The organism is Bradyrhizobium sp. CCBAU 51753 (assembly GCF_015291565.1).
Taxonomy (GTDB): Bacteria; Pseudomonadota; Alphaproteobacteria; order Rhizobiales; family Xanthobacteraceae; genus Bradyrhizobium; species Bradyrhizobium ivorense.
This window is the reverse complement of record NZ_CP030037.1, coordinates 5,579,031-5,591,077: the sequence shown is the minus strand read 5'-3', so window position 1 is coordinate 5,591,077 and position 12,047 is coordinate 5,579,031. Positions and strand designations below refer to the sequence as shown.

General features: G+C 64.7%; 11 protein-coding genes. 6 read left to right on the top strand and 5 right to left on the bottom strand.

The genetic code is table 11. The features are described from left to right. Nucleotides 1-152 precede the first annotated feature (152 nt). Complete coding sequence (locus tag XH93_RS25510) at nt 153-1,385, top strand: acyl-CoA dehydrogenase family protein (RefSeq protein ID WP_139860922.1); 1,233 nt, start codon at nt 153-155, stop codon at nt 1,383-1,385. Nucleotides 1,386-1,675: 290 nt separating this feature from the next. Further along, entirely contained in the window at nt 1,676-2,734 is a 1,059-nt protein-coding gene (locus tag XH93_RS25505) for a phosphotransferase family protein (RefSeq protein ID WP_194469586.1), read from the top strand. A gap of 62 nt (nt 2,735-2,796) precedes the next feature. On the opposite strand, the gene XH93_RS25500 is transcribed toward XH93_RS25505, so the two are convergent. Beyond that, nucleotides 2,797-3,360, bottom strand: coding sequence for an immunity 8 family protein (locus tag XH93_RS25500; protein WP_194469585.1), 564 nt, complete (start codon nt 3,358-3,360; stop codon nt 2,797-2,799). On the opposite strand from XH93_RS25500, the gene XH93_RS25495 reads away from it, so the two are divergent. Then, nucleotides 3,311-4,225 carry a DMT family transporter gene (locus tag XH93_RS25495; protein WP_194469584.1) on the top strand — a complete coding sequence of 305 codons (915 nt, stop codon included), beginning with the start codon at nt 3,311-3,313 and terminating at the stop codon, nt 4,223-4,225. The two genes, XH93_RS25500 and XH93_RS25495, sit on opposite strands and share 50 nt — an antisense overlap. Before the next feature lie 91 nt (nt 4,226-4,316). Here the strand turns inward: XH93_RS25495 and XH93_RS25490 are convergent, their stop codons facing one another. Beyond that, a complete protein-coding gene (locus XH93_RS25490) occupies nt 4,317-5,189 on the bottom strand; it encodes an alpha/beta fold hydrolase (protein ID WP_194469583.1) in 873 nt (290 codons plus the stop codon). Between the two features lie 162 nt (nt 5,190-5,351). Between XH93_RS25490 and XH93_RS25485 the strand changes: the two genes are divergently transcribed. Further along, nucleotides 5,352-6,911, top strand: a complete 1,560-nt coding sequence (locus XH93_RS25485) for a winged helix-turn-helix domain-containing protein (RefSeq protein WP_194469582.1) — start codon at nt 5,352-5,354, stop codon at nt 6,909-6,911. Between the two features lie 77 nt (nt 6,912-6,988). On the opposite strand, the gene argE is transcribed toward XH93_RS25485, so the two are convergent. From argE to XH93_RS25470, 3 genes are all read right to left on the bottom strand, one after another. Then, the gene (gene argE / locus XH93_RS25480; RefSeq protein ID WP_194469581.1) at nt 6,989-8,158 is read right to left on the bottom strand and encodes an acetylornithine deacetylase; all 1,170 of its coding nucleotides are present in this window, start codon (nt 8,156-8,158) and stop codon (nt 6,989-6,991) included. Between the two features lie 106 nt (nt 8,159-8,264). Then, nucleotides 8,265-9,101, bottom strand: coding sequence for a hypothetical protein (locus XH93_RS25475; protein ID WP_194469580.1), 837 nt, complete (start codon nt 9,099-9,101; stop codon nt 8,265-8,267). A gap of 441 nt (nt 9,102-9,542) precedes the next feature. Further along, entirely contained in the window at nt 9,543-10,328 is a 786-nt protein-coding gene (locus XH93_RS25470) for an SDR family NAD(P)-dependent oxidoreductase (RefSeq protein ID WP_194469579.1), read from the bottom strand. A 137-nt stretch (nt 10,329-10,465) separates the two neighbouring features. On the opposite strand from XH93_RS25470, the gene XH93_RS25465 reads away from it, so the two are divergent. Beyond that, nucleotides 10,466-11,173, top strand: coding sequence for a histidine phosphatase family protein (locus XH93_RS25465; RefSeq protein ID WP_194469578.1), 708 nt, complete (start codon nt 10,466-10,468; stop codon nt 11,171-11,173). A 40-nt stretch (nt 11,174-11,213) separates the two neighbouring features. Then, complete coding sequence (locus XH93_RS25460) at nt 11,214-11,981, top strand: SDR family NAD(P)-dependent oxidoreductase (protein WP_139484327.1); 768 nt, start codon at nt 11,214-11,216, stop codon at nt 11,979-11,981. Nucleotides 11,982-12,047 lie beyond the last annotated feature (66 nt).

Sequence of the window (12,047 nt, the reverse complement as noted above, 5' to 3'; positions counted from 1 at the left end):
AAACTATCGTTTGAAGAGCCGGAAATGTCAATCCGCAACAATGCAGGCGGCATTCTGGCACACCACGGCGCGGTCCCGCGAAGGCCCTTGCAGGCTCGTGGCGCGAGGTGGACAGTGCGGCCCAAAGTCTAGGAAAAACGAGGAGCGTCCCGATGGATTTCACGATGTCGCCGAAGCAGAAGGAATGGCTCGAGCGCGTTCAGGCCTTCATGAAAACCCACGTCCGGCCGGCGGTGCCGATCTACGACAAGCAGGACGCCGAGGGGCCGCGCTGGAAGGTGATCCCGATCCTCGAGGAACTGAAGAAGAAGGCGAAGGCCGAAGGCCTCTGGAACATGTTCATGCCGCCGTCCTCGCATGAGGACGATGAATTCCATGGCGCGGGATTGACCAATCTCGAATATGCGCTGCTCTCGGAAGAGATGGGCCGCATCTCCTGGGCCTCCGAAGTGTTCAACTGCTCGGCGCCCGATACCGGCAACATGGAAGTGTTCATCCGCTACGGCACCAAGGAGCAGAAGCGCAAATGGCTGCGGCCGCTGATGGACGGCGAGATCCGCTCCGCCTTCCTGATGACCGAGCCCGCGGTCGCGTCTTCGGATGCCACCAACATCGAGACAAGGATCGAGAAGGACGGCGATCATTACGTGATCAACGGCCGCAAATGGTGGTCGTCCGGCGTCGGCGATCCGCGCTGCAAGATCGCGATCCTGATGGGCAAGACCGATTTCAACGCCGCCAAGCATCAGCAGCAGTCGCAGATCCTGGTGCCGCTCGACACGCCCGGCATCAAGGTCGAGAAGATGCTGCCGGTGTTCGGCTTCGACGACGCGCCGCACGGCCACGCCCAGGTGCTGCTGGAGAACGTCCGCGTGCCGAAGGAGAACATTTTGCTCGGTGAGGGCCGCGGCTTCGAGATCGCGCAGGGCCGGCTCGGTCCGGGCCGCATCCATCACTGCATGCGCACCATCGGCCAGGCCGAGGAGGCGCTGGAGAAGATGGTGAAGCGGCTCGCCTCGCGCACCGCGTTCGGCAAAAAGATCATCGAGCATTCGGTCTGGGAGCAGCGCATCGGCGAGGCCCGCACCGACATCGAGATGAACCGCCTGCTGTGCCTGAAGGCCGCCGACATGATGGACAAGGTCGGCAACAAGACCGCGCAGGCCGAGATCGCGATGATCAAGGTCGCCGCGCCCAACATGGCGCTGAAGATCATCGACCAGGCGATCCAGGCCTATGGCGGCGGCGGCGTCTCCGACGATGCCGGGCTGGCGCGCGCCTACGCCCACATCCGCACGCTTCGTCTCGCCGACGGTCCGGACGAGGTGCACAATCGCGCCATTGCCAGGCTCGAACTTCGGAAGTATGCAAACACGTCGCACTAACGCGAGACGATGTTTGGTTGAACTGGCGTCTCCGCGGACTCGCTTCACCTCTCCCGCTTGCGGGGGTCGAGACAAGCGGAGCTTGCTCTTAGGTCGCAGCGCATCTCAGATGCGCTGCGGGTGGGGGCTCTCTCCACAGTGGGATTCGCGGTGGCACCCCCACCCCAACCCTCCCCCGCGGGAGAGGGGGCGCAGTTTCTTCGCGGCTGCCATTCAGCTAAAACCTCGTGTCGTACCAACGGGAGCGTGCTAACGACGCTCTCCAAGAATTAGATTGAGGGAGCGTCAGCGTGGCGGACGGCGTCAGGAAAGACGAGGAATTTTCCGGCACAAGGGAAGTCGAGGAGCGCCATCGGATCAACGAGGCCAATCTCGACGCCTGGATGCGGGAACACGTCGAGGGCTATCAGGGACCGCTCACCGTCCTGCAGTTCAAGGGCGGCCAGTCGAACCCGACCTACAAGCTGCAGACGCCCGGCCGCGCCTATGTGATGCGGCGCAAGCCGTTCGGTAAATTGTTGCCGTCGGCGCATGCGGTCGATCGCGAGTTCCGCGTCATCGCCGCGCTCGGCAAGCAGAACTTTCCGGTCGCAAAAGCCTATGCGCTGTGTACCGATGATGCCGTGATCGGTTCGGCCTTCTACATCATGTCGATGGAGGAGGGGCGGGTGTTCTGGGATCCGACGCTGCCGAGCCAGAATCCCGACGCGCGCCGAAAGATTTTCGCCAGCAAGATCGAGACGCTGGCCAAGCTGCATCTGTTCAATCCCGAGGCGATCGGGCTCGGCGATTTCGGCAAGCCCGGCAATTATTTTGCGCGGCAGGTCGATCGCTGGACCAAGCAGTACCGCGCCTCCGAGACCCAGCACATCGAGGAGTTCGAGAAGCTCGCCGAGTGGCTGCCGAAAACCGTGCCTGAGCAGCAACGGGTGTCGATCGTCCATGGCGACTACCGCCTCGACAACATGATTTTTCATGCCACCGAGCCGCGGGTTCAGGCGGTGCTGGACTGGGAGCTGTCGACGCTCGGCGACCCGATGGCCGACTTCACCTATCTGTTGATGCAGTGGACCATGCCAGGCCTCGCCGGGGCCGACCTCAAGGCGCTGAACATTCCAAGCCAGGACGAGGCTGCCGAGATCTACTGCAAGGTGACCGGCATCCCGGTGCCCGATCTCAACTGGTACTTCTCCTACAATCTGTTCCGCCTTGCCGGCATCACCCAGGGCATTGCCGGCCGGGTCCGCGACGGCACCGCGTCGAATGCCAAGGCGCTCGAGTCGGCCAAGCGCACCGTGCCGCTGTCGCAGGCGGCATGGGAATACGCCCAGAAGGCCGGCGCGACCTGATGAGATCAAAGGGCGTGACCGTAGGTCGCGCCCTTTTGCTTTCTATGTCGGCGTTTCGACGATTAGGACTGATAGTCTTCAAATTCCCACTTGCCCAGTCGGGATAGTTTCTCCGCGAGGAGTGCCCAGCTGCGCTCTTCGCCGCAACTCGTGCAATAGTCCTGAACGAACTCTTTGAGACGAGCGTAATCGAAGTCTCGAACAAAGAGGTAGTGTCGACCGATCGTAAATTCGCCGCTTGTATTGGCGGAAAACCACTCCGGCGTGCACAACACAAAATCGAACGATTCAGCGCCTGCCTCTCCCGCAGGACCGATCATTGCCATCACGAGGATTCCGAAGGAACCCATCGGTAGAAAATCTTCCAACGGGTCGGCGTCGGGACTGAAAATCGACTTCAACTCGGCGCGCATTTGCCTGAGACCTCGTTGTATGCCGTGGCGGCGTGTCGCGGCCGCTTCCTGGAGCTTCGGGCTGTTTCGGGTTGTAGCCATCTGTGACTTGCGTTGGCGGCGCCGCTTTGGCAAGCCCATCCAGTCGAATTGCCCACCTTGGTCCTGATCCGGACAGATCATCTTGAAACTCTCGTCGAACCTTCGCGGCAGCCTGCTGATGGCTGCGGCCATGGCCAGCTTCACGGTCAACGACACCATCACCAAGGCGGTGTCGGTGGAGCTCAATATCGGCGAGATCCTGCTGGTCCGCGGCGGCTTTGCGATCGTGCTGGTGGCGGGGCTCGCCGCCTACCGCGACGCGTTGCGCAGCCTGCGAGTGCTCCTGATCTGGCCGGTGGCCTTGCGCGTGATCGGCGAGATCGGCGGCACGCTGACCTATCTGTCGGCGATCGCGCAGATCCCGCTCGCCAATGCGTCGGCGATCTTCCAGGCGCTGCCGCTCGTCATCACGCTCGGCGCGGCGCTGGTGTTCGGCGAGCCGGTCGGCTGGCGGCGCTGGCTCGCGATCGCAGCCGGCTTCATCGGCGTGCTGATCATCGTCCGGCCGGGCGCGGAAGGATTTAGCCAGGCCGCGCTCTCGGCGCTGGCCTCGGTCGGCTTCTGCGCGGTGCGTGATCTCGCGACGAGGCGGATCCCCAAGCAATTGCCGACCCTGTTCATCACGCTGCTGACGACGGTGACGGTGTCGACGGCGGGCGCCGTCGTGCTGGTTCCGCTCGGTGGCTGGAAGCCGCCGTCCGGCAACGCGCTCGGTCTGCTCGCGCTCGCCGCGGTCCTGATCCTGATCGGCTATCAGTGCATCATCGCCGCGCTGCGCACCGGCGACATCTCGGCGATCGCGCCGTTCCGCTATTCCGCGCTGCTGTGGGCGATGCTGACCGGCTATCTCGCCTTCGGCCACAAGCCCGACGGGGCGATGCTGATCGGCGCCGCGATCATCGTCGCCTCCGGCCTCTACGCCTTCTACCGCGAGCGCCTCCGCGACAAGCTCCGCCCGGCCGCCAGCGGCCCCGGCCTGCCGCCGGACGGATTGTGAGTGCGGTGGCGCGAAGTCCGTAGTCCGTAGCCCGGGCGAGCGGAGCGATACCCGGGGACACCGTTCCCGCATATCGCTTCGCTCATGCGTGCTACGAAACTGATCCGGCGGGATTGCGGAAACCTGGTCCGAAGGGAGAGGCAAAGCTCAGGCTGCTCCAGGCCAGCGACTCCGTCATCAGAACATGATCGCCGATCAGCCGGGCGAGCTCCGCCGCGTGCGTGGTCGGCATGAAGTGACTGGCGCCGGCGATCGTCCGCAGCGATGCATTCGCCATCGCACGGCTGAGAATATCGGCGCTCTTCGCCAGGGGTTCGGCGCCATGTTCGCCCCGGATGATGAGGCTCGGCAGCAATATGTTGGCGAGCGACCCCATGGACGGGTCGAAGCCGGAACGCATGTCGCGAATGTGGGTCGGCGTGGCGTCAACGACATATTGTCGCCCGCGTGACGGCAGCGCATCGAAGCTGCCGCGGCCGGCGAGATAGTCGACCATCCGGCGCGCGGCCTCCTTGTCGCCATTCTCGTACGCCCGGACGTAATCGTCGCGCATCGCGATGAACTGCTCGTAGAGCGTTTGCTCTCCCGCCTGGCGCAGCAGTCCGAAGGCGACGGGCTCGATCAGGGTGAGGCTCATCAGCGGAACCAGTCCGCACAGCGCAAGGTCGAGGCAGACCAGCGCGCCATAGGAATGGCCGACGAGATGCACCGGGCCTCCGGTGTGACGAATGACCGCTTCGACGGTTTCGGATTGCCGATCCACCGAGCTGTCGGATGACGTCCGGCTTTCCCGCGTGCCGCCGTAGCCGGGAAGGCTCGTCGTCACGGTCCGGAAGCGATTGCGGAGCCCCGCGACGATGTCGCGCCAGGCCGACTCGCTGGACCATGATACGGGCACCAAGACGATGGTCGGCCCCGCGCCCTGTTCGCTGTAATCGATAGGTCCGTGCTTGTCCTGCAGCATGTCGATCTCCCGTTGTTTCCGACTGCGAAGGCGGCAGTTGCAGGATGCACGGGCCGGACTGCGACACTTTACCAACCTGTTATTTTTCGATGACTGGCCACTGACTTTGCGGTCGGCCGGCTGCTAGGCTTGCCTTGCTCGGGCTGGATCGGGAGCGGAGCCTTGCGCTATCAGTTTGAGGATTTCGTGCTCGACGCCGACAGGCGCGAATTGCATCGCGGATCCGAGACGGTTGCGATTGCGCCGCAGGCCTTTGATCTCCTGGTCTTCCTGATACGCAACCGCGAGCGGGTTGCCAGCAAGGACGACCTCATTGCCGCGATCTGGGGGCGCCGTGTCGTTACCGACGCAGCACTTGCGACCCGACTCAACGCCGCCCGTGCCGCGATCGACGATCGTGGTGACGAACAGCGCCTGATCAAGACCCTGCAGCGCAAGGGCTTTCGCTTCGTAGGGGCCGTCAAGGAGATCGGCGGCGCAGATGACGGCCCGGCGGCGCTGCCGGCAACCCCGGCGATCCCGTCCGACCGGCCATCGATTGCCGTGCTTCCATTCGAGAATCTGTCGGGCGATTCGGATCAGGACTACTTCGCCGATGGCCTCGTCGAGGACATCACCACGGCGCTGTCGCGGTTCAGGGCGTTGTTCGTCATCGCCCGGCAGTCGAGCTTTACCTATCGTGGGAAGGCTGTCGACGTCAGGCAGGTCGGGCGCGAGCTCGGTGTGCGCTACGTCCTGGAGGGGAGCGTACGAAAGTCGGGGACCCGGCTCAGGATCACCGGCCAGCTCATCGATGCCGCGACCGCGGCGCATCTATGGGCGGACCGGTTCGACGGCGCCCTGAAGGATATCTTCGAGCTGCAGGACAGCGTGACGCAACAGGTGATCGGGGCCATCGCGCCCGAGCTCGATCGCGCCGAGGTCGGGCGGGCAAGCAGGAGGGTAACCGGCAATATCGATGCGGTCACGGCATTCTACCGCGGCTTGCCCTACGTCGAATTTCCGACCACCGCGGCGAACAACGAGGCCGCCATGAGCCATTTCCGGCAGGCGGTTGCGCTCGATCCCGCGTTTGCTCCGGCGCTTGGCGGCATCGTGAGTTGTCTGGCATGGCGACGCGCCAACAAATGGCCCGGCGACATCGCCGAGGACAACGGCGAACTTTCACGTCTTGCCGAACGCGTCAGGCAGTTGGGCACCGATGACGCTTTCACGCTCTCGGTGGTGGGCTTCAATCTGTTCTGGATGCTGCTGGATTACGATGCCGGCTTCGAGATGATCGAACAGGCCGTTCGCTCAAACCCGAACTATGCGCGGGCCTACAATTTGAGGGGACTGCTGCGGACCTGGAACGGCGAGCCGGACGCGGCGGCGGACTTCGAGCAGGCCATGCGGCTGAGCCCGCGCGATCCCTTCAAGTACAACGCGATGATGGGGCTTGCCCTTGCGCATCACAATGCCGGCCGGCATGCGGCGGCGGCCGAGTGGGCGGACCGGTCGCTGCGTGCATTTCCTCCGTCATTCTTTGTCGGAATGACGCAGGCGATCCTCTGCTACGTGGGGGCGGGGAGGCTGAACGACGCCAGGAGCGTGATGGCGGAATGCCTTCGCATCAATCCTGCATGGAGCCGCTCGAACACCTTGGCCCCGCCCTGGGTCAGATCACCGAGACTCCGATCGGAGCTCATGGAGGCGTTCGTCACGGCTGGATTGCCCGACTAGGCCGCGCTCGGCGTGACGGTCGACCACGGGACGCTCCCGCGTGTCGCTACGCTCATGCGGGCTACGCGGCTACGCCGTCACTTCGCGCAATGCGTGATCAGCCGCGCGACGAAATCCCCGCAGGCGAGCAGCTGCGACAACTCGATGAATTCATCCGGCGTGTGGGCCTGCGCGATTCCGCCGGGGCCGACCACCACCGACGGCACGCCGGCTATGCTGACAAACAGGCCGGCCTCGGTGCCGAACGCCACCTTGGCGTGGTCGTTGCGGCCGGCGAGCTGCTTTGCCAGCGTGACGAAGGGATTTTCCGCCGGCGTGTCGAGCGCGGGATAGTCGAGGATCTCCTCGAAATCGATGCCGCACTCCGGATGCTGCGCGCGCATCCTCGGCTCGATCTCGGCCTTGGCCCAGGCGATGATCGCGTCGGTGACCTGCCGCGACTCGGTGATGCCGATGCCGCGGCATTCGAACTCCACCGCGCAGGTGTCGGGCACGATGTTGAGCGCCGCGCCGCCATGCACGATGCTGGTCAGCAGCGTGGAGTGCGGCACGTCGTAGAGGCTGTTGCGCTCGGCGTCCGCGGCGAGCAGCGCGGCGCGCCGGCGGATCTCGACGATCAGCTCGGCGGCAGATTCGATCGCGTTGACGCCGTCGGGCGCGATCGAGGAGTGGCGGGCGAGGCCGCGGAAGGTGGCGCGGACGCCGTGCTTGCCCTTGTGTCCGATGATCACCTGCATCTGCGTCGGCTCGCCGACGAAGCAGCCGAGCGGTTTTATCGGCTTGCGGCTGAGCTCGCGCAGCATCGGCCGCACCCCGACACAGCCGATCTCCTCGTCATAGGAGATCGCCAAATGAATTGGGGTTTTCAAATTGGCCGTGAGCATCTCCGGAACCATCGCAAGGCAGACCGCGACAAAGCCCTTCATGTCGGTGGTGCCGCGGCCATAGAGCCGGCCATCGCGCTCAACCAGCTCGAACGGGTTGTGGCTCCAGTCCTGTCCGGCAACCGGAACCACGTCGGTATGTCCCGACAGCACGAGGCCGGCTCTGTCCTCGGGACCGATCGTGACCCACAGCGAGGCCTTTTCGCCGGTGTCATCCACGATCCGCTGTCCGCTGACGCCGAGCGAGGCGAGATACGCCTCGATGTAGTCGATCAGCGGCAAGTTCGAGCGATCGCTGACGGTGTCGAAGGCGACGAGGTCGGCGAGCAGCTTGCGGATGCGGTCGGGACGTTGGTTTTGCATGGTCCGGCTCACTTCGAGGGATCGGGCGCGGCCAGGGCCGGCCGAGAAACGACGACAAGTTCGCCTGATATGGCGCCACAAGCAAGGCCGCGCCGGTCGATTGGCGCTATGCCGTCTGCTGCAACGGATGCTCGAAGAAATGTCGGTATGCGTACGACAGAAAGCCGATGCTGATGGGCAGCAGCAGCAAGGAGCAGACCGTGCTCGCCGTACTGGCTGCGGCTATTCGCGTCGCGGTCAGCGTTGGATAGGCAAGGTCCAGCACGGCGATGACGACGAGATCGGTCAGCAGCAGCGGCGGGAGGGTTGTGACGATCAGTCCCCAGAACAGCCGCCAGGTATTGCCGCTTGTGCGGTGCCAGGCCTGGCCGAAACTCAGATCCTCATTGCCGATTGCGCGGGCGGGAAGCAGCAGGCTCAGCCGCAACGTGACAGCGAGGCCGACGACGTAAACGGCAGCTGCAGCGAGCAGCAACGGGATAAACGCGATGGGGCCGACTGTATTCGGGCCGAACGTGGCCGGCACCGTCAGGTAGAAGCCGCCGAGGATGACGACGAGCGCCGGCCCGATCAGGATGACGCAGAGCAGGAAGCCGATCACCACAAAGTGCCACAGATCGCCGCTGGTGATGTTGCTGCCGCTGAGGCCGGGCTGTTCGTCCAGGATCATCAGCCGGTGCCAGGCGACCGCGATGCTGACCGCGGCCAGGATCGCCAGAGCGGCGCCGAGCTGCAGCAGCGCGGTGGTTTGCCGAAGCTGCGTCATGCTCGGGAACAGTTCAGGCTCGACCTGCCCCATCACCGCCATCGCCAGGGACCATCGCTGCCAGCTGGCATAGCCGGTCAGCGCGGCAACCGCGATCAGCCAGAGCCACGAGGCGCGCAACACATCCTCAAACCGGCTGAAGAAGCTCGAATAGGCGAGGCCGATCGCTTGCCACAACGGCAGCTTTGGATATGGCAGCTCGGGCGGGGTCTCGGCCATGCTCATGTCGGTTGCCCTCGATGTCGAGACCGAACGGTTCGAACCGGCTCTCAGACCACCACAGATTGTGAAATGTTTCGTAAGCGATGGGCGGAGAAGCCGCCCATCGCGTGCCGCGCCGGCACCGGAGGGAGCGGGCAGCCCCCGACCCGTCATCCTGAGGTGCGAGCCTTGCAGCGCAGTTGCGCTGCTGGGCGAGCCTCGAAGGATGAATCGGCCCGGCTGGTGGCCGTCGATCCTTCGAGGCTCCCCGAAGAGGCTCGCACCTCAGGATGACGGAACAAGCAACGGTGCTACACACTCAGTGGCGTCCCCGCGAACACCCGCCGCGGAGTATGGGTCCCGGCTCCCGTGCGCAATTGCGCACTAGGCCGGGACGACGAGTTGATGGAGTCTTTGCTAGATCGGCTTGCCCGTATACGGCATCGAGGCCGTCAGGCCGCCGTCGACCGGGATCGCCTGGCCGTTGACGTAGGACGCCTCGTCGCTGGCCAAAAACAATCCCATCGCGGCGAGCTCGTGCGGCTGGCCGGCGCGCTTCAGCGGGTTGAGCTGGCCGATCTTGTCCGCCGTGCCGCGCTCCTTGGCGCGGTCGAACACCGGCTTGGTCATGCCGGTCTCGATCAGGCCGGGGCAGATCGCGTTGATGCGCACGCCGGTGCCGGACAGCGAATAGGCGGTGGTCTGCACCAGGCTGATGACGCCGGCCTTGCTGGCGCCGTAGGGATGGCCGCTGGCGCCGGACTTCAGGCCGGCAACGGAGGCGGTGCAGACGATCGAGCCAAAGCCCTGCTTGGTCATGTGCGGGATCGAATGCTTGATGGCGAGGAACGGGCCGATCAGATTGACGCGCAGCACCTCCTGCCAGTGCTCGACGGTCTGGTCGGCGAGCGGCACCAGTCCGCCGCTGACGCCGGCATTGGCCCAGATCGCATCGAGCTTGCCGTATGTTGCAACCGCCTTGGCGATGAAGGCTTTTACGTCGCTCTCCGAGCCTGCATCCGCCACGACAGCTTCCACCGTGCCGCCGGCATCGCTCACCAGTTTTGCGGTTTCGTTGACGCCGTCGCTGCGATCGACCGCGATCAGCTTGGCGCCTTCTTTGGTGAACAGCAGCGAGGCGGCGCGGCCGATGCCGCTGCCTGCGCCGGTGATGATGACGGATTTGCCTTCGAGGCGGCCCATGCGTGTCTCCCTGGTCACGAGCTCCGCTACGCCTGCCGCGCGACGGAATTCAAACAAAATTTCAAACGTCTGAAGGACTTGAGGCCATCAGCGCTCTGACGTACAGCGACGGGGCACAGTATGGAAGGGCTTTTGCGATGTCCAACCCAGAGCAGCCAAAGACGATCGTGACGCGCTGGTGGTGGGTGCGCCACGCACCGGTGCGCAGCGACGGCGGCAACATCTACGGGCAGGCCGATATCGAGTGCGACACCGGCGATACCGAAGTGTTCGAGGCGGTCGCCAAGATGCTGCCGCGCCGCGCCGTGTGGTACTCGAGCCATCTGAAGCGCACGCATCAGACCGCGGCCGCGATCTGGGCCGCCGGATTCCCAAAGCCCGACAGCATGACGCAGGAACCAGCGTTCGCCGAGCAGCATCTCGGCGCGTGGCAGGGCATGAACCGCGCCACGTTTCTCGCCAGCCGTCCGGCCGGCAGCACCTGGTTCGCCGATGTCAACCAGCCGGCGCCGGGCGGCGAGAGCTATATGGACATGTACACCCGCGTCTGCCGTGCGATCGTGCGGATCAACACGGCGGAGGCGGGCAGGGATGTGATCGCGGTCGGCCATGGCGGCGTGATCAAATGCGCGGTGGGGCTCGCGCTCGGCGGCCAGCCGGACCGCGGCCTGGCCTTCGACATCGACAATGTCTCGGTGACGCGGCTCGATCATGTCGCGGGACCCGGCCTGTCGACCTGGCGCCTGCCGATGGTCAACCAGCAGCCCTGGATCGCCGATCCGCGCCACGCCGCCATGCATCAGCAGGCCGGGCCCGAGGTGCGGCCGGCGACCAAGCTCGCGTAGAACGCTGCCAAGCTCAACGAGAATTCAAAGGGAGAGAACCATGACTTTGTTCGACATGAAGGGAAAAGTCGCCGTCATCACCGGCTCGACGCGCGGCATCGGGCTCGCCATCGCCGAGCGCATGGCCGAGCACGGCGCCAAGGTGGTGATCTCCTCGCGCAAGGCCGATGTCTGCGACCAGGTGGCCGCCGACATCAACGAGAAGTTCGGCAAGGGCACCGCGGTTGCGATCGCCGCCAACATCTCGTCGAAGGAAAACCTGCAGAACCTGGTCGACGAGAGCAACCGCGCCTTCGGCCGGATCGACGTCTTGGTCTGCAACGCCGCGTCAAATCCCTACTACGGTCCGCTCGCCGGCATCTCAGACGACCAGTTCAGAAAGATTCTCGACAACAACATCGTCGCCAACAACTGGCTGATCTCGATGGTGGTGCCGCAGATGATCGAGCGCAAGGATGGCTCCATCATCATCGTGTCCTCGATCGGCGGCCTGAAGGGCTCGACCATCCTCGGCGCCTACGCGATCTCGAAGGCCGCCGACATGCAGCTCGCACGCAACCTCGCCTGCGAATACGGCAAGCACAATATCCGCGTGAACTGCATCGCGCCCGGCCTGATCAAGACAGATTTCGCGAAGGCGCTGTGGGACAATCCGGAGAATTTGAAGGCCTCGACCTCGCGCTCGCCGCTGCTGCGGATCGGCGTGCCCGACGAGATCGCGGGCGCCGCCGTGTTCCTCGGTTCGCGCGCCGGCGACTTCATGACTGGCCAGACCATGGTGATCGACGGCGGCGCGACGATCAGCTGATGTTCGAGAGTCATTCCGGGGCAGCCCGCAGGGCTGAACCCGGAATCTCGAGATTCCGGGTTCGAT

Coding starts and splice junctions, on each gene's coding strand:
- XH93_RS25510 (WP_139860922.1), top strand. CDS start 153: ATGGATTTCACGATGTCGCCGAAGCAGAAGGAATGGCTCGAGCGCGTT.
- XH93_RS25500 (WP_194469585.1), bottom strand. CDS start 3,360: ATGGCCGCAGCCATCAGCAGGCTGCCGCGAAGGTTCGACGAGAGTTTC.
- XH93_RS25490 (WP_194469583.1), bottom strand. CDS start 5,189: ATGCTGCAGGACAAGCACGGACCTATCGATTACAGCGAACAGGGCGCG.
- argE (WP_194469581.1), bottom strand. CDS start 8,158: ATGCAAAACCAACGTCCCGACCGCATCCGCAAGCTGCTCGCCGACCTC.
- XH93_RS25470 (WP_194469579.1), bottom strand. CDS start 10,328: ATGGGCCGCCTCGAAGGCAAATCCGTCATCATCACCGGCGCAGGCAGC.
- XH93_RS25465 (WP_194469578.1), top strand. CDS start 10,466: ATGTCCAACCCAGAGCAGCCAAAGACGATCGTGACGCGCTGGTGGTGG.
- XH93_RS25460 (WP_139484327.1), top strand. CDS start 11,214: ATGACTTTGTTCGACATGAAGGGAAAAGTCGCCGTCATCACCGGCTCG.